Source organism: Microcoleus sp. FACHB-831, assembly GCF_014695585.1.
In the GTDB taxonomy this organism is placed as follows: domain Bacteria; phylum Cyanobacteriota; class Cyanobacteriia; order Cyanobacteriales; family FACHB-T130; genus FACHB-831.
This window is the reverse complement of sequence record NZ_JACJON010000061.1, coordinates 100,748-117,326: the sequence shown is the minus strand read 5'-3', so window position 1 is coordinate 117,326 and position 16,579 is coordinate 100,748. Positions and strand designations below refer to the sequence as shown.

General features: G+C 42.2%; 17 protein-coding genes. 6 read left to right on the top strand and 11 right to left on the bottom strand.

The window, feature by feature from the left end; genetic code table 11:
• Positions 1-27 precede the first annotated feature (27 nt).
• A complete protein-coding gene (locus tag H6F77_RS17590) occupies positions 28-1,617 on the top strand; it encodes a glycosyltransferase family 39 protein (RefSeq protein ID WP_190489839.1) in 1,590 nt (529 codons plus the stop codon).
• 152 nt (positions 1,618-1,769) lie between these two features.
• On the opposite strand, the gene H6F77_RS17585 is transcribed toward H6F77_RS17590, so the two are convergent.
• Positions 1,770-2,681, bottom strand: a complete 912-nt coding sequence (locus tag H6F77_RS17585; RefSeq protein ID WP_190489838.1) for an Npun_R2821/Npun_R2822 family protein — start codon at positions 2,679-2,681, stop codon at positions 1,770-1,772.
• A gap of 181 nt (positions 2,682-2,862) precedes the next feature.
• Between H6F77_RS17585 and H6F77_RS17580 the strand changes: the two genes are divergently transcribed.
• Positions 2,863-3,843 carry an Npun_R2821/Npun_R2822 family protein gene (locus H6F77_RS17580; RefSeq protein WP_190489837.1) on the top strand — a complete coding sequence of 327 codons (981 nt, stop codon included), beginning with the start codon at positions 2,863-2,865 and terminating at the stop codon, positions 3,841-3,843.
• Here H6F77_RS17580 and H6F77_RS17575 read toward each other — a convergent pair.
• The 7 genes from H6F77_RS17575 to H6F77_RS17545 all read right to left on the bottom strand — a co-directional run bounded on the left by H6F77_RS17575 (position 3,840) and on the right by H6F77_RS17545 (position 11,361).
• A complete protein-coding gene (locus H6F77_RS17575; protein ID WP_190489836.1) occupies positions 3,840-4,802 on the bottom strand; it encodes a glycosyltransferase family 10 domain-containing protein in 963 nt (320 codons plus the stop codon). The two genes, H6F77_RS17580 and H6F77_RS17575, sit on opposite strands and share 4 nt — an antisense overlap.
• 2 nt (positions 4,803-4,804) lie before the next feature.
• Positions 4,805-6,001 carry a glycosyltransferase family 4 protein gene (locus tag H6F77_RS17570; RefSeq protein ID WP_190489835.1) on the bottom strand — a complete coding sequence of 399 codons (1,197 nt, stop codon included), beginning with the start codon at positions 5,999-6,001 and terminating at the stop codon, positions 4,805-4,807.
• A 6-nt stretch (positions 6,002-6,007) separates the two neighbouring features.
• Positions 6,008-8,017 (bottom strand): ABC transporter ATP-binding protein, encoded by a 2,010-nt coding sequence (locus H6F77_RS17565; RefSeq protein ID WP_190489834.1) that lies wholly within the window; start codon positions 8,015-8,017, stop codon positions 6,008-6,010.
• A gap of 149 nt (positions 8,018-8,166) precedes the next feature.
• On the bottom strand, positions 8,167-9,339 hold the full coding sequence (locus tag H6F77_RS17560) for a glycosyltransferase family 4 protein (protein WP_190489833.1): 1,173 nt from the start codon (positions 9,337-9,339) through the stop codon (positions 8,167-8,169).
• A gap of 24 nt (positions 9,340-9,363) precedes the next feature.
• Positions 9,364-10,191 (bottom strand): glycosyltransferase family protein, encoded by an 828-nt coding sequence (locus H6F77_RS17555; protein WP_190489832.1) that lies wholly within the window; start codon positions 10,189-10,191, stop codon positions 9,364-9,366.
• Between the two features lie 8 nt (positions 10,192-10,199).
• A complete protein-coding gene (locus H6F77_RS17550) occupies positions 10,200-11,078 on the bottom strand; it encodes an alpha-1,2-fucosyltransferase (RefSeq protein WP_242022243.1) in 879 nt (292 codons plus the stop codon).
• Between the two features lie 73 nt (positions 11,079-11,151).
• Positions 11,152-11,361, bottom strand: coding sequence for a hypothetical protein (locus H6F77_RS17545; RefSeq protein ID WP_190489830.1), 210 nt, complete (start codon positions 11,359-11,361; stop codon positions 11,152-11,154).
• Between the two features lie 139 nt (positions 11,362-11,500).
• Here H6F77_RS17545 and gloB point away from each other — a divergent pair, with 139 nt between their 5' ends.
• The 3 genes from gloB to dnaB all read left to right on the top strand — a co-directional run bounded on the left by gloB (position 11,501) and on the right by dnaB (position 14,315).
• Positions 11,501-12,274, top strand: coding sequence for a hydroxyacylglutathione hydrolase (gene gloB / locus H6F77_RS17540; protein WP_190489829.1), 774 nt, complete (start codon positions 11,501-11,503; stop codon positions 12,272-12,274).
• A gap of 113 nt (positions 12,275-12,387) precedes the next feature.
• Positions 12,388-12,849, top strand: a complete 462-nt coding sequence (rplI, locus tag H6F77_RS17535; RefSeq protein ID WP_190489828.1) for a 50S ribosomal protein L9 — start codon at positions 12,388-12,390, stop codon at positions 12,847-12,849.
• Positions 12,850-12,974: 125 nt separating this feature from the next.
• Positions 12,975-14,315, top strand: coding sequence for a replicative DNA helicase (gene dnaB / locus H6F77_RS17530; protein WP_190489911.1), 1,341 nt, complete (start codon positions 12,975-12,977; stop codon positions 14,313-14,315).
• Positions 14,316-14,366: 51 nt separating this feature from the next.
• Here dnaB and H6F77_RS27990 read toward each other — a convergent pair whose 3' ends face one another.
• The 3 genes from H6F77_RS27990 to H6F77_RS17515 all read right to left on the bottom strand — a co-directional run bounded on the left by H6F77_RS27990 (position 14,367) and on the right by H6F77_RS17515 (position 16,035).
• Positions 14,367-15,029 (bottom strand): FKBP-type peptidyl-prolyl cis-trans isomerase, encoded by a 663-nt coding sequence (locus H6F77_RS27990; protein ID WP_242022241.1) that lies wholly within the window; start codon positions 15,027-15,029, stop codon positions 14,367-14,369.
• 18 nt (positions 15,030-15,047) lie between these two features.
• Positions 15,048-15,608: an FKBP-type peptidyl-prolyl cis-trans isomerase gene (locus H6F77_RS17520; RefSeq protein ID WP_190489827.1), complete on the bottom strand. Its 561-nt coding sequence runs from the start codon at positions 15,606-15,608 to the stop codon at positions 15,048-15,050.
• A 103-nt stretch (positions 15,609-15,711) separates the two neighbouring features.
• A complete protein-coding gene (locus H6F77_RS17515) occupies positions 15,712-16,035 on the bottom strand; it encodes a phasin family protein (protein WP_190489826.1) in 324 nt (107 codons plus the stop codon).
• A gap of 216 nt (positions 16,036-16,251) precedes the next feature.
• Between H6F77_RS17515 and H6F77_RS17510 the strand changes: the two genes are divergently transcribed.
• A complete protein-coding gene (locus H6F77_RS17510; RefSeq protein WP_190489825.1) occupies positions 16,252-16,572 on the top strand; it encodes a TIGR03792 family protein in 321 nt (106 codons plus the stop codon).
• Positions 16,573-16,579 lie beyond the last annotated feature (7 nt).

Here is a 16,579-nt window from a genome sequence, read left to right as displayed (position 1 = left end):
TTAACTATAGGGAATTCAATACTTCTAATGAAAAGCGAATTGAGGCCGAGTTGGGAGTTGCCTGCCACTTGGCTGCGGTTTTTAATTATTATCCTCTTACTACTGGGCGTATTTTTTCGTTTTGTCAATATCGATAAAAAAATCTATTGGCGCGATGAAGCTCTTACTTCATTACAAATTTCTGGCTACACCCAGACAGAATTGATCCAGCAAGTAGCCAACGGTCGGGTAATTGGCCTAGAAGATTTGCAGAAATATCAGCATCCGACGAGGGAAAAAAGCTTAACCGACACAATTAAATCTTTGGCAGTAGAAACCCCAGAGCATCCGCCACTATATTACGTGATGATGCGAATTTGGGTGCAATTGTTTGGTAGTACCCCCGGAGCAATTAGAAGTTTATCTGCTGTTATTAGCTTGTTGGTATTCCCTTGTATCTATTGGCTATGCCTTGAATTATTTCAATCATCGCTAACTGGATGGATAGCCATCGCGTTGCTAGCTGTCTCGCCATTTCACGTACTTTATGCACAGGAAGCACGCGAATATAGCTTATGGACGGTGACAATTTTGCTATCGAGCGCGGCACTTCTAAGAGCCATGCGGATTAACACCAAGTTAAGTTGGGGAATTTATGCACTAACTTTGTCGCTATCGCTATATTCTTATTTATTTTCTATATTCGTCGCCATTGGACATGGCATCTATGTAATTGCAACTGAAAGTTTCCGATTTAGCAAGACAGTTATTGCTTATCTAACCGCAGCGATCGCAGCCTTACTAATTTTCTTGCCTTGGATTGTCACTGTTATTACTAACTTGTCTCAACTTAGCAGTTCAATGGCCTGGATTAACTATAAATTAACCCTAGCAGCTTTGGCTCAAAGGTGGATTTTTAATCTAAGCAGGATTTTTATTGATTGGAACTATGGCTTTAGCTTTAAAAGTCCATTTCCCTATCTAATTATTATTTTGATATTGGTCTTGGTAGGATATTCGCTATATTTTGTCTGTCGTCATACGAGCAAACAAATTTGGTTGTTCATCTTGACCTTGATTGCTGTGACTGCACTAGCTCTAGCACTTCCCGATTTAATTTTTGGAGGGCAACGTTCAAGAGTTAGTCGATATCTACTTCCTTGTTATCTAGGCATTCAGTTAACTGTGGCTTACTTAGTCGCCACTCATATTAATTCGGGATTTGTTAGCACGCTACGACAAAAGTTTTGGCAACTGATTATGGTAGTCTTGCTTTCAGGTGGAGTTCTATCCTGTGTCATCAGTTCTCAATCCAAAACCTGGTGGAACAAGTCAGATGGCGCATTCACTTTGCATATAGCTGCCATTGTTAATAAAGCTACTTCTCCATTGATAATCTCTGATACTACTCCTGTAACTAACGTGCTGTCTCTCAGCCATCTGCTAAGTTCCCAAGTAAAATTTCAGCTTGTGGTTGAGGCAGCTATACCCCAAATTCCTAATAGCTTCAGCGATGTGTTTTTATTTAATTCCTCTAAAACTTTACGAACTAAACTTGAAAAAGAACTTAATTACAAGTTAAAACGCCCTACTAACTATGGTAATGCGCCGCTATGGAAACTATCTAAACCTAACTAATTCCTTTTTAGCTGTGTCCACAATTAAACGTAGTCCGGCACGGCTCGCCAACATTTTTGGAACTTTATCGTAGCGGCTCTGGTGAGCCTTACCGGACTACAAATTATGTTTAGTTTATTTATGCCACCTAACTAATAGCTTTTTCGCTGTGTTTAGAATATCCTCCTAATTTTATCGGCTATCTTCTGCCATACATTTTTATTAGTCTTAGTTGAAGAAACTTGAGTTGGCTTGGATTCATTTAAATAGCGGTATTGTTCCCATATATCCCAATAAGGACACCCAGGCTCGATGCGAATGCCTGCCCAGTGTAAATATTGCAGCGGCTGGTTTATAGTTGGGTCAATTAAAATATTATCCTGATGTTGGAAATGCGGACTTCCTGCCCAATTTCCGGGCGCTCCGCCCGGTCTGCGAACTATATTAAAGCGACGCGGTATCCGCTTCAAGAGCATATAGTTAATAATTGGCTGGTCTGATGTTTTTTGTGAAAAATCAAAATATTCTGGATGAGATGCACATTCTGTAAACGTTTCGTATAAAGTCTCTTCGGATATCAAGTTTTTCTTAGAAGCCCAAAATCCACCGTTAAATATATCCTTTAGCTCGTCTGGGGTGAAAATTTTGTCTTGTATAACTTTTTGGCTAAATACGTTTTTTATGCCCCCTTTGTGTTGATAGTCGCAGCAAATAAAGTCATAATCGGTTAGATAATTAAGGTTATCGGCAATTTTCTCAAATACAACGATATCTGTATCTATATAAAGAAACTCATCAAAAGGGCCAAACCAGCAGGCTTGTTTGCGAAATTGGTTTGGTCTGGCGAAAAATTTTTCTCCAAAAGTTTGTTGTAACCGTTTAGAGAGGCGATCTATAAATTCTAAGTCTTCATAAACTTGTACGCCGTAGGAGTTGCCGATAACCGAAGCGATCGCGCTATATTTATCATCATAGGGAATCATCACAATCGGCGTATCTGAATCGTACAAGCGGATGCTATTGAGGAGAGCGATCGCTTGTTCCGTTACCTTGTCGTTGGCGGTGATATAAATCCCCCGATTCATAGCTATTTCCTCAACCTTGGCTCTTGTTTTAATTGTACAATTAAACTAACTTCTGTTTCTAGACTTTTATAAAGTACACTAAGAAACAACTTTATCTGTCGAAACCGTCACGATGCAATTTTAGGGTATCTGCATAGCCCTGACACCACAAATCTTTTATCTAAACTACCTGCCAAAGCTCATGAAACTAGGCATATATACTTTAGCAAATGACACTGTTTATGACCAGTTAGTAGCTTTTCTTAATAGCGTAGAGGCTAACTACAGTAAAGATATACCTATCTGCGTTATTCCCTTTAACGATAATACTGAGCTAGTGGAAAAAGAAGTAGCTAGACGCAAGAATGTCTATTTGTTTGCAGACCTTAATGCTATTCAAAAATGGGAGACATTTATTAGCAGTTTTAATAAATTGTATGAAGAATATCCGCTGGTAGGGGGAAATAAAAAAAAGACTGAAGTCTTGCCAATGCACAGAAAGTATTGTGCCTTTGACGGAGAGTTTGATAAATTTATCTTTTTTGATGTTGATACTTTAGTCTTACAACCTCTCGATCGAATTTTTTCTAAGTTGGATGAATATGAATTTGTCGTCCACGATTATCAGAGAAAAACTTCTATGAGGTTAGGGGAGGTTAACTATTATTTTGAGGCGTTTCAGGGAATGTATGAATCTATTGAGGTTCTAGCTAATCGCTTTCACTGTGGGGGATTTTGGGCATCTAAACGAGGTGTAATAGATGAAAAAGATTTGGAGTATTTTATAGAAGAACTTGCAAAGGGTGACATAAAGATTTTTAGAACTTGGTTGAGCGAACAAACGAAGCTAAACTACATGACTGTGAAGAAAAACCTAAAGCTGTATAACTTCACATTAGATGAAAATTCTGAATATCACACAGGCGTATGCGTAACATCTACACACTTTGAAGATAAAAATCATGTTTTATACGACAGAGGTAGAAGACTCACCTATTTACACTATATGGGGATCAAAAATGAACGTTTTCGCAGGTTATGTCAATGGCGAAAAATGAATTTGCCCAACAACAATATGCTAATGCGATTAACAGATAAGTTATTAAAGTGGCAAATTGGAAATATTCCTTACAAGGAGGTATTCCTCTATTACAGATTCATGGGCGATCGCTCAATAAATTAAGATAAGTTTGCTACAAAATTGTTGAGCCATTCTAGCAAATTGAGCTTGTGAAGAATAATTTGCCTTGCTTCTGCGATCGCATCTTTTGCCGCGTACCATGCATCAGGCGTCGCCGTCACTTCTTGTATATAGGCTATTCCCTTTTCATCTAAGCTAGGCAACCTGAGAAAACTACCAGGCGGCAATAATTTATCAGCAGCCGAACCACCATAATAGATTGGCAGACACCAAGCAAGCAGGGAATCCCATAACTTTTCACTCACATACCAATCATTATCAGCATAATTTTCAATCGCCAGATTGTAGTAATAAGGTGCCATGCTGTACCATTTATTGCTCAATTCTCCACCTGAATTAGCCCAGTCGGGTAGGTTTCGTCCATACAGATCGAAATTAACCTGACTCGATTGCAGCAGCTTTATAAACTGCAAGCGACGGCGATGGTTAGCAGTGCGGCTGACTCCAGACGTAATCCAGCTACAAGTGGATATCTTCTCTGGGGGTGGCATTTCCTTTAATTCCCGAAAAGAATTGGCATGATACCAAATAGCGGGCATATAATTGGGGATTGGTGCAGCATCATCCGGGCTGGAAATGTAAGCGCAATATCCTTTTGCCCACTCGTAACAAGTGCGATTCGTTTGCGTTACTTCCTCTAAGGGTGGTTCCCGCCATAGAAAGATAATGCGTTCTTTGGGTACCCCTCGAAGTAGCGATCGCATTTCTTCTTCAGGGTAATTAACTTCTTTGGGTTGCTGTTTAAAAATACCAAACTTCTTCTGAGATATTTTCCGCACTCCGGCAAAATTATATAGCAGCAAAAAATCTGGATTTTTAGCTTTAGACAGCATTTGAATATTGCCCCACACACCAAAAGGATGTGGAGTTTGTTGCCATAGCCAATCACATTGATTAACGCCAGGGTATCCCGTCAACATCCCGAAAGTTTTTCTTTCCATAATCAACAAATTAGTTGTGGACGCAGAGACTCTTCTACAAAACTTAGAATTTTTATTACGCGATTTTCGCAAGAAAACTGTTGCACAAAAACTGTGCTTTCTGAATATCCTTCTACTTTTCTAGGATAAGTTTCTAAAACGTGTTGCAGGCATTGGGCAAATACAGTCGGATTATCAGGTTCGCACCAACCAGCCACAGCCTTTGTAGATTTAAATTCCATTAACGGGGGAATCTCTGTAGAAACGATAGGAGTTCCAGAAGCCATATAATCAAATAGCTTAAGAGGAGATGTGAAACTCGCCGCTTTTCCAGAACAGTGAGGATGAGCTAAAGCATCGGCAGCTTGCAACAAACTTGCCAATTCATCTTGGAAAATGTGTCCTAAAAAAGTTACGTTGTTAACTTGTTTGTCGCGCGTTATCTGCTGATAAGCTTGTACTTGCGATTGTTCGCCGCCCGCGATCGCAAACTCAACTTGGGGCAATTGTTTTGCCACATCGATTAGTAAATCGACTCCTTTAAAAGGGTGGAGCGCACCTGAATAAACAACTAAATGTTGCTGTCCGCCTCGAAGAAGTTTTTCGCGCCACGATTCAGCCTTTTCCGGTTGTCTAACTAAGAATAAATTATTAAATCCGTTATGCAGCTTTATTATTTTTTCAGGCGGCATACCATTTTGAATCGTTGTTTCTCGAATGGTATCCGCTACGGTGATACAAATTTGAAATAGAGGGTTATTGACTATTTCTGGCTCAAATTTTTTGTCTTCGTGGTGGTGGTGTTCGTAAATAGCTGGAATGCCATTTTTTATGGCTGCTTTGACCAAATTCCAGTCTCGCGTATGGACAATTTTAGTATAAGGAAGGATATGAACTGGCAAGTAGTATTTTGATACGATAGTGCTGGAGTTAGTTAGTTTAGAACGCCAATAATCAATGGGCCAAGGGATTGGTAAAGGGGCAACTTTTAGCTTATCCCCAATATTGTAAAATTTGGCTAAGGTTGAATCTGGTTTGCGGGGGCGAAATGGGCGAATCAACGCGGCTGGATTCAAGGCTGCTAATCCTTTTTCCAGATAAGCTAAAACTGTTGAGTAGCCCAGGTTTGCAGCTGCATTTGCTGTATGAGCTACTTGAACTAAGTGAGCCTGGGGCTGCGGTAAGACATTTCTGGTAAAAAAGATATAGTGTTTGTTCATTTCTTGCTATTTTAGCCTAGAGCTTTCTTCGAGAAACTCCAAGGTTTTAAGGAGACGCATTGCTGACTGGTAGGCTTCCACAGTTAGTTCATTCATCTCTTCGGGGCTATCTGCCATATCGTCAACTACCAACTTAAGAAAACCAATCATGGGGTTAAGGCGAGTCCGGACTTCGTAAGAGGTTCTAATCAAAGCTTCATTAACTGCTGTTTTGATCGCATCTTGGTTGTCCTCGGCAAATTGCATTGAGTAAAGACGGGTATAGTAGCCGCCTTTTTTTAAAAGTTCTTCATGCGTGCCAAGTTCTACAACATGTCCTTTTTCTAGGACAGCAATTTGATGGGCATGCTGCACGGTAGAGAGGCGGTGAGCAATAATCAGCGTAGTGCGATCGCTACTTAAATTGTCTAAAGCCGACTGTACCAATCGTTCGGAAACTGTATCTAAAGCGCTAGTTGCTTCATCAAGAATTAATATTTCCGGATCTTGCAACAAAGCGCGAGCAATGGCAAGACGCTGGCGCTGTCCCCCAGATAAAAGCACCCCGCGATCGCCAATCATTGTATCGGGCGCTTGTGGTAGTTGCACAATAAACTCATAAGCATTCGCCCGCTTCACAGCCGCAAGAAGTTCTTTTTCTGTAGCATCCGGGCGTGCATAGGTAATATTATGGCGCACAGAGTCATTAAACATAAACGTCTCTTGGCTAACAATCCCCATCGCCCTTCTCAAGCTGTGGACATCAAACGATCGCAAGTCAATTCCGTCTATAGTAATGCTGCCGCTAATGGGGTCATAAAATCGCGGTAAAAGATCGGCTAAAGTTGATTTACCAGCCCCCGAACCTCCCACCAAAGCCAACGTAGTGCCGCGAGGTAGGTACAAATCAACATCCTTTAATACCAAATTATCGTTAGTGGGATAGGCAAAAGAAACCTTATTGAAATGAATTCCTTCTTGCAATTTTTTATAGGGCAAAGAACCGTTTTTCATAAACGGCTTGTTATCGCGCCGCAAAAATTCAGATACCATATCCACGCTAGGCATAGTATTGGCATATTGGCTTCTAGTGCTGTTTAACTGAGAAATAGTTGGTAGCAGCCGGAAAAGCACCAGCAAGTAGGTGAGTAGCACGGCTTGCAGGGACTCAATTTGGTTAGCAAAAAATGTGCGTCCCAGGATAACAATTAACATCAGCGCCAAAATGCTAGAAACCTCGCTAACAGGTGCAACAGCAGCCGAGTTAACCTGCGATTGGAAATCAGCCTGTTCGCGATCGCGTATTAGCTTTTGTATTCTTTCATATTCTCTTTTTTCATTCCCCGTTGCCTTAACCAGTCGAATTCCACTCAGCGTTTCTAGCACCCTTACAGAATATGCTCTCGACATTTCTGATAGCTGCTTGCCAAAATATTTGGCACGCCCAATCGAGTATTGATTAACTAACGCTACTAAACTCAACAAACCAGTTGAAGCCACTGTCAGCTGCCAAGAAATCCCCAGTAGCAAACCTACGAATACTAAAACAGTTATAGCGATTATTATCATTCTCACGGCGGTAATAATCGCACCTGAAGCCCGACCGATTTCCCCACCCAAACTGTTGATCAAATCGCCCACATTCGTCTGAGAGTAAAAATCTATATCGACTTCTAGCAACAAATCTAGGCCCTCAAAACGCATATCAGACGTTATTTTTCGCGTTAGGGAACTCGACACTAAAGTACCCGAATAACTAGAAAGGTTCTTCAAAATAATAGTCAGCACAATAGCGCTCGCCATCACCAACAGGCGATAGTCTCCCGGAACCTTATCAAACGGAGACATTATCGCCTGAATAATCGGTGGGACTCCTTTTAAAGCTACGCTTTGGCCTAAAAAATTTAACAATATTGGGACAATTAGCGTTGTACTAACACCATTAAATAATGCTCCTGCAAATCCCAAAATTATAGTCAGCAGAACCAACCCAGGATATCGCCGAAAATATTTTAGGATTAGCTTCTTTGAAGACATACAGCAATTATTGCTAGCTAAAAGTAATCGAGTATTAACAAAAGCCAATTAACTGCACTTTACAATCATAGCTATTGGATAACAATCACTGTAAAAATGCTTTTTAAGTCTGTTTATATTTTTATAGCAATCTACCAAGTGCCCTGTTGTTATAAACGTGCGATTATTTCTGAAAGTTTAGCTGCGATCGCCTCAATGCTATAGTAGGCTACACATCTTTCTCTGGCTTTTAAGCCAAGCTCGTTCGCTTCATCTAAATTTTGGAATATCCACTGAATTTTTTCAGCAATTTGCTCCGGCGAACTAGGATCGACCAGATAACCCGTTCCACCCAAAATTTCGGGAACATCTCCCACTCTTGTAGCTAAGACAGGTTTAGCCATTGCCATACCATCTGTTAGCTTTAGTGGAAACTGCGCTCTAGTGGCAGCCGTGTCACGCTGGGGAACAACCACAACGTCAGCAGCAGCTACAACATCAGGCATCACCTCAACAGGATAGCTGGGTAGCTTAATAATCCAACGTCCCCACTGTTCAATGAGTTTATCATCATAATTATCGTAAGGGTTGCCGCCAACAATAACCAATCTTAAGTCTGGCTGATTTAACATATCCAGCGCAACTAGAACATCTTCCAAACCCTTGTAAGGTCTTGGCGCACCAGGAAACATTAAAATTCGGTATTCAGACAAACCATACCGAATTTTGCTTTCAGAAGGGTTATATAAATTGGGATCGAATAACGAAATATCCTTACCATTGGGAACCGAAATACCACCAAAACGCTGCTGTAAAAAGTTGGTATGCACGGTTACAGCATCCGCTTGACTAATTAAATTTTCGAGCCATTTTAAGTACAAAGGATGATCAGGACGCCTCAAAGCACCGTTTTTTTTAAGCATATCCCTAGCTAACTGTTTGATACTAGGACGATATTGCCAATCATCGCCACCATGCCAGCTAAGTTCCCAATCATCAATGTCTAAAATCAGGGGACGACGTGCAGAAAGTTTTTTAACCAGTCCTATCCCAAAACTGGCAACTTGAGGCTTAATTGCATAAATTATATCTCCATCGATTTTATTAAAAAGGTCTTTCGCTGCTTTGAAAAAGCTGTTAAATTCATTGATGTCCGCAGATATAATCTTAATATTAGATGGAATTGCTCCATACAAATTGCCGCCAAAACTAAAACCTAATATTTCATATTTGCAGCCAAGCCGCGAAAGCGCTTTTCCCAGTATCGAGGCTCGAATTACTCCGTCATTTGTAGATAAATTCCAAACGAGCAATGATACTTTAGATTCTTTGTTTATTTCCATATAGTGTATTTACCCAATTGACGGTTACTTGATACGCCAAGGATTTTTAACCTGATTCGGTAAAAGAAATTTAGCCAATTGGTCAAAAATTCTTGTATAAATAGAACGTGTAATATTTTTAGCGTATTGTGGTCGATAAGGATAGGTACAGTGTAGAACCTTTACGGATTCGTTAATTTCATACAATTCTTTCCACTTACTGAGATAATTATAAGTAGGCGGCAGGATTTTCATGTTAGGTCTGACAACTTCAATAGCAGAAGCGATCGCTCCTTGATCCTTCAACAACAATACATCTTGATTTTTAACGATAACATCAAAGTATTTTTGAATATTATTAAACAAAGTTTCAGCAGTATCGCTCCTTTTAAAGCCAATAAATCCCCCATTATATTGAACGCTATCTTCCTTCAGCGGTAATCCTACAGATTGCAAAGTTTGCAGAACCTCTTGCTTTCCTCTTAGCAAATTTGTCGCCTGCGAGATAGAAGGCTGGACATCTTTAGTTATTAAAATATCCGCTTCATCTAAAAAATCAAAAACTTCATCTATATTTGCTAAAAGACAAATATCGCAATCCATATAAATGGTTTTATCAAACGGCGATTCCTGATATAGTACGAGTTTAGCCATCCGCGATGCTAAAACTGGATTCACATTAGAAGGTGCTTCCTTAAGCGTTACATTTCCGAATGCTTTAAGGAGAGGATGTAAAATTGTCGGAACTCCAGCTATCAAAATTACAATTGGTTCTTGATGAAATTTCCTTACCGACGCCAAAAAATGAATGCAGTCTTGAAAAGAATACATTCCTACCAATATTGTAATAATTCCTTTGGTTCCTGCTACCATCTTTTATTTTAGTGAGTCCATTCCCAGAAACTTTTACTCCAGTCCTCGGCGGCGTGGAAAATTCCTTTCCACTCATAGAAGCACACAAAGTCTTTAATGTGTATAATTTTATTGCAGTCTCTAATCATATAAAGCGGGCGATCGCCATAAAACGATGCCCACATAGTATAACTACTGGGAGGGCCAATAATATAGTCGCATTCAGCCAAAGAATACATATCCTCAATTATGTGATTGTTACCATAGGTGTAATTAAATTTATCAAACAAATGCTTGTCCTGTTCGACATTAGAGCAAATTAAAAACGTCACCTGTTTATCGGGGAATAGCTTTTGGGCTGATTCCATCACCTGCACGTATTCTGGAATTGTATAAAAATATCTTCCACCTTGATGCTGCTGATAATCACCATGTCTGATGTGAATTCCAATAACAATATCGGCGCTTTTGCGTATTGTTGATATTAAATTATTCACCTTTAACTGATAGTCTGTTAAAGGAGTAAAGTAAGCGCGAATCGCATCGCCATGTTTTTGCAATAAATCTGTATCGCTAACAAACCACCCATCTCTAAATAACCAGCCCTGAAAAAAATTAAGAGATTTTCTGTCTAATTGCTCTAAAACATTAAATTTTTTCCATGTGAATGGCTGCTCTCTGGTAAGGCTGATAGTTTTGAAAACACCTCGTTCCGCTAAGTAGCGATTAAAAGAGTAGTATTTATTTCTAAAATATTTATTACCTTTAATCTTTATACCGAGAACAGGATAAGAACACAGTAAATCTTGGGAAGTAGACTGGAAAAAATCTGCATATTCCTCAAACGCAGGGTTTAAAATTTTCAGGTTATGCTCAATTGCAAAGGCAATAAAATTTGCAAATAGCAAGAGCCTGTTGCCTAATTGTCCAGATTTAGCGGATATTACCAACATATCTAAAAAGATAATGGTTCTAATATTGCTACCAAGCTAGTAGCTTCACGCGCCCTGTCTGCACATCGTCAAATATACGATTAATTTGACGACGTTCTTCATCGGTGACATTGTAATCAGAGAGGATAGTAGTAGTCAGTTGAAGATACTCTTGACGGTTTAATTGACCCTTGACAAGGATCTGGTCTACCATTTGCTGAATATTCGGGGTTGATTGGCGATCGCGCGTCCATGCCATAGGCTGTTATGTAGATGTTCTCTTTAAGATTATCCTCTTTTCGCCAGTTGGCAGGGCACTAAAGTTCTTGTAAGAATAGTGTGAAGAAATAATACATTCCTGCCGTTTTAAGACAGGCGACTCCCGGAGGCATTGTCCAATGCAGGTTTACCGACTTCCCGCCCTTTCTGACAACTACATATTCTTGCTGCACGATGAAAAGCAGAAGGTTGCAGCCGTAGTAGATCCAGCTGAAGCACAGCCTGTGCTGCGGCGACTCGAAGAACTTGGTGCTGAGTTGGTGGCGATTTTTAATACTCACCATCACAACGATCATGTGGGGGGGAATCGGCAGCTAATGCAGCATTTCCCCAATGTTCGCGTGTATGGGGGTGCCGAGGATAAGGGAAGAATTCCGGGACAACAGGTGTTTTTGCAAGAGGGCGATCGCGTCGAATTTGCAGGTAAAATCGGCGAAGTCTTCTTCGTTCCCGGACATACCCGCGCCCACATCGCTTACTACTTCCCCCCAGATGTAGCTGGCGAAACTGGCGATTTATTTTGTGGCGATACCCTCTTTGCTGGAGGCTGCGGCAGGCTATTTGAAGGTACGCCCACGCAGATGGTAGAGTCTTTGGGCAAGCTGCGGGCTTTACCAGATAACACGCGAGTCTGGTGTGCCCACGAATATACCCTGAAAAATCTGGAATTTGCGTTAACTGTCGATGCCAACAACACAGATTTACAAACTCGCTTTGCTGATGTTAAGGCGGCACGCAGTCGGTCAGAGGCGACAGTACCATCGACGCTGGGGGTAGAAAAGCGCACCAATCCCTTTTTGCGTTGGGACGATACTGCCCTCAAATCGGCTACCAACAGTAAAGATGAGCTACAGACATTTGCCCGCCTGCGGGGAATGAAGGATCGATATTAGAAATATAAGCATTCCCAGTAGGGGATGGGTTGCGATCGCTCCCCTATATTTCGTAAGATAAAGAGTTCTGGCCTATAATCACTCGTTGTCGGATCTGCATCAGAAAAAAGACTATGGCTAAGCGCGTGCAATTAGTTTTGAATCAAGATGTTAGCAAACTGGGAAAAAATGGCGACTTAGTTGAAGTCGCTCCCGGTTATGCTCGCAATTATCTAATACCCCAAAAATTGGGAGTTCCTGCCACCCCTGGCCTTCTCAAGCAAGTAGAACGGCGTAAAGAGATAGAAAGGCAGCGTCAGCTGGAGTTGAAAGAGCAAGCTATTAAGGTTAAAGAGGCTATTGAAGCAGCTGGTAGCTTCAGTATCCGCAAACAAGTAGGTGAAGGAGACGCGATTTTTGGTAGCATCACCGATCCGGAAGTGGCAGAAGTAATTCAATCAGTTACAGGTCAGGAAATAGATCGGCGGACTATTTCTTTACCTGAAATTCGTAAGACTGGGGTTTACAGAGCTGAAATCAAGCTGCATCCTGAAGTGACGGCGACCGTGCAAATTCAGGTTGTACCAACGGCGTAGTTTCCACTTTTAAAATTTTGATGGTTCCTTTGAAACCCGTTTTCACCCGCGAAAACGGGTTTCTGATTGGAGACGCGAGATTATCGCCGTCTCTACAAGATGCTCCTCCTCTTCCTTTCTCTTATATGGCTGAAGAACTGAATTTTAACGTTTTGGCCGATCGCCTGCCGCCACAGAACATCGACGCTGAAGAGGCGATCTTGGGGGGGATTTTGCTTGACCCGGAAGCCATTGGGAGGGTGAGCGATCGCCTCATTCCAGAAGCTTTCTATATTACTGCCCATCGCGAGATATATCGCTGCGCCTTAACCCTCAACGCTCAAGGCAAGCCGACTGACTTGATGAGCGTTGCAGCCGGACTTTCTGACCAAGGCTTGCTGGAGAAGGTTGGCGGACAAAGCAAGTTAGCGCAATTGGTCGATCGCACCGTATCAGCCATCAATATTGACGCATTAGCCGCCCTGGTAATTGACAAATACCTGCGACGCAAGTTAATCCAAGTTGGCAACGAGATTATCCAGCTAGGTTACGACACAACCACAGCTTTGGAAACAGTCCTCGACCAAGCACAACAAAAGATTTTCAGTATCGGTCAGGCTCGTCCCCAGCGGGGTCTGGTGCCGATTTCTGATACGCTCGTCCATACTTTCCAGGATATAGAAAGCCAAAACCAAGGGACAGCTCTACCCGGCCTTGCCTGTGCTTTCTACGATCTCGATGCTATGACCAGCGGTTTTCAGCGTTCTGACCTGATTATCGTGGCTGGGAGACCGTCAATGGGCAAAACCAGTTTCGCTCTGAATATTGCTCAAAATATCGCCTCTGGGCTAAAGTTACCAGTTGCTGTTTTTAGCTTAGAAATGTCTAAAGAACAGTTAGTGCAGCGAATGCTGGCTAGCGAGGCGGAGATTGAAAGTAACCGTCTGCGGGCAGGGCGAATTGCTCAAAATGATTGGGAAAAGTTAATCCGCGCTATTACTTCTTTATCTGAAGTGCCCATATTTATTGACGATACCCCTAACATGACGGTCATGCAGATGCGAACAGAGGCTCGTCGTCTGCAAGCAGAACAAGGTGGAGAGTTGGGATTAATTCTCCTCGATTACTTGCAATTGATGGAAGGTGGCGGCGATAACCGCGTACAGGAATTGTCAAAAATTACGCGAAGTTTGAAAGGTTTAGCCCGCGAACTCAACGTTCCAATTATTGCTTTATCTCAGCTAAGTCGAGGCGTCGAAGCCCGCACCAACAAGCGCCCAATGATGTCCGATTTAAGAGAGAGCGGAAGTATTGAACAAGATTCGGATTTAATTATGATGTTGTATAGAGATAGTTATTACAATCCGGATTCTCCTGATAGAGATATTACCGAAATAATAATAGCAAAACATCGTAATGGCCCAACAGGAACGATTAAACTTTTGTTTAATCCGGAATTTACGCAGTTTAGGAATTTAGCTAAATAATAAATTCGCAAAAACCCGGTTTTTGGGAAAACCGGGTTTTTAAAGAGCTACTTAGCTAATTTTCAACAGTTCCACATCGAAAATTAGCGTTGCATTTCCAGGAATTACTCCACCAGCGCCTCTGGAGCCATAACCCAAGTCTGGGGGGATAATTAGCTGGCGACGACCGCCAACTTTCATCGTGCTGAGTCCTTCGTCCCAGCCTTTGATTACTTGTCCGACACCTAGTTTGAATGAGAAGGGCTGATTGCGATCGCGCGAACTATCGAACTTCGTGCCATTCTCCAGAGTCCCGGTGTAGTGAACTACAACAGTCTGACCCTTTTTAGGAATAGCTTCGTCTCCCAACTTTAAATCGACATACTTGAGTCCTGAAGGTGTTGTCATCAACACCTCTTTTACTCTTGGTTCTCCACTTTCCTGGAGCAGTACATATGCAGCTTGCCGTACCTGCTCAGATTCGTCCTTTAAAGCTTCAATCACCAAATCTAAACCTGCTTGCCCGTACTTTAGCGCCTCTGTTAGAGCAGCGATTCTTTCGTCAACAACAGTGCTAGCCAAGCGCATCTTGGCTCCTTGCAGCCCCCCTAAGACTGCGCCGCTAGCAGGGGATGGTGCTTTACCGCCAAGAACTGCATCGTAGTCTCTTGGATGATTGGAATTGTTTGTCATCGTAAAGTTAATAACCTCTGGCATTTGGAGGTAACTCCGCATACCAGAGTTGAGTTGTTTCTAACTAATTTTCAGCAATTCCACATCGAAAATTAGCGTTGCATTCGGAGGAATTACTCCACCAGCGCCACTGCGGCCATAACCCAAATCTGGGGGGATAATTAACTGGCGGCGTCCGCCAACTTTCATCGTGCTGAGTCCTTCGTCCCAGCCTTTGATTACTTTTCCGACACCTAGTTTAAAAGAGAAGGGCTCATTGCGATCGCGCGAACTATCGAACTTCGTGCCATTCTCCAGAGTCCCGGTGTAGTGAACTACAACAGTCTGACCCTTTTTAGGAGTCGCCCCAGTCCCTTCCTGTAACTCGACGTACTTCAGACCAGAGTCGGTAGTCTGCACGTTTTGACCATCAGCTTTGTTACTTTCTGAGTTGCTATCCATTGCGATAAGTGTGGTGTTTTCAGCAACAGTAGAGTTGCTAGTAATTTGTGCAACAACTGCGGGTTGATTTTTGCTAATCTCAGATGCGATCGCCGCTTTCTGAGGGTTGCTAAATTGAGCCGCAATAAATAGCACAAAAAAAGCCAGCATCACCCCTGCGCTGATTAAAATCTCTCTCAAAATCTATCCTCCATGACTCTTTGACATAAAAGTTTTTGATTTTAAATTTCGAGCAATCCAAAATCATCGGAGGCGGATAAAATTCCACCCCCGCCAAATCCTATCACCGCCAGAGCTTATTTTCCAGATCTCGCACCTGGCGCTCCAGCCTGTCAATGCGCCCCCGCAATTCATCAACCTCAGCCTGACGAGGAACTCCCAAATCCTGCAACATATTCCGCATCTGGCGTTGCATCTGCGCTTCCACGCTACCCTGATCCGTCTTAAGCTGCTGCATTAAGTCGTCTACCAGCCCCTTAGCCTGGTCGGGATTGATCTTCCCCTCTTTCACCCATTCATCGCTAACTTCTCTGATTTTGTCTGCTACCAATGATGTTGTACCCACACCCATCATCAATAGCTGCTTGAGCCAGTTGTTATTATCCATACTGCTTTCCTGTCATTTGCCGCTCTAGTGGGCGGCTGAACCTGTACCATAAGGCGATGTTGGAATCTTATCCAGATCGGCCTACAATTCTATTCTGTGATATTCTAGCCCTACCCTGCTGCCAAGCTGACTAGCTTTGATGATGGCACAATTATATTTATATGATTGAACCCCGCTCTACTGCCTCTCAAGCTAGCAAGCAACAGCGATTGAATCATGCTTATAGAATGGCTCAAAGTGCGAGTCTCCCCCGAACTCCGGGAAAAATATATTCGTACCGATGAAGAAATCTGGACAGCATTCCTCGCCACCTGTCCTGGCTTCCTGGGTAAAGAGGTTTGGATAAACCCCTATCGACCCTCAGAAATTATTATGGTGATTCGCTGGGCAAGTAGGGAAGAGTGGAAGTCGATTCCCCAAGATCGTCTGGAAGAGGTAGAGCGGAAATTTGACCAAACCTTCGGAGACGCAGTGCCAATTATTGAGTCAGGCGAATATCAAGTCCGAAAGTTTCCATCGACGCAGGCGAACTCTTAGGTGCTTC

Coding starts and splice junctions, on each gene's coding strand:
- H6F77_RS17590 (WP_190489839.1), top strand. CDS start 28: ATGAAAAGCGAATTGAGGCCGAGTTGGGAGTTGCCTGCCACTTGGCTG.
- H6F77_RS17585 (WP_190489838.1), bottom strand. CDS start 2,681: ATGAATCGGGGGATTTATATCACCGCCAACGACAAGGTAACGGAACAA.
- H6F77_RS17580 (WP_190489837.1), top strand. CDS start 2,863: ATGAAACTAGGCATATATACTTTAGCAAATGACACTGTTTATGACCAG.
- H6F77_RS17575 (WP_190489836.1), bottom strand. CDS start 4,802: ATGGAAAGAAAAACTTTCGGGATGTTGACGGGATACCCTGGCGTTAAT.
- H6F77_RS17570 (WP_190489835.1), bottom strand. CDS start 6,001: ATGAACAAACACTATATCTTTTTTACCAGAAATGTCTTACCGCAGCCC.
- H6F77_RS17565 (WP_190489834.1), bottom strand. CDS start 8,017: ATGTCTTCAAAGAAGCTAATCCTAAAATATTTTCGGCGATATCCTGGG.
- H6F77_RS17560 (WP_190489833.1), bottom strand. CDS start 9,339: ATGGAAATAAACAAAGAATCTAAAGTATCATTGCTCGTTTGGAATTTA.
- H6F77_RS17555 (WP_190489832.1), bottom strand. CDS start 10,191: ATGGTAGCAGGAACCAAAGGAATTATTACAATATTGGTAGGAATGTAT.
- H6F77_RS17545 (WP_190489830.1), bottom strand. CDS start 11,361: ATGGCATGGACGCGCGATCGCCAATCAACCCCGAATATTCAGCAAATG.
- gloB (WP_190489829.1), top strand. CDS start 11,501: ATGCAGGTTTACCGACTTCCCGCCCTTTCTGACAACTACATATTCTTG.
- rplI (WP_190489828.1), top strand. CDS start 12,388: ATGGCTAAGCGCGTGCAATTAGTTTTGAATCAAGATGTTAGCAAACTG.
- dnaB (WP_190489911.1), top strand. CDS start 12,975: ATGGCTGAAGAACTGAATTTTAACGTTTTGGCCGATCGCCTGCCGCCA.
- H6F77_RS27990 (WP_242022241.1), bottom strand. CDS start 15,029: ATGCGGAGTTACCTCCAAATGCCAGAGGTTATTAACTTTACGATGACA.
- H6F77_RS17515 (WP_190489826.1), bottom strand. CDS start 16,035: ATGGATAATAACAACTGGCTCAAGCAGCTATTGATGATGGGTGTGGGT.
- H6F77_RS17510 (WP_190489825.1), top strand. CDS start 16,252: ATGCTTATAGAATGGCTCAAAGTGCGAGTCTCCCCCGAACTCCGGGAA.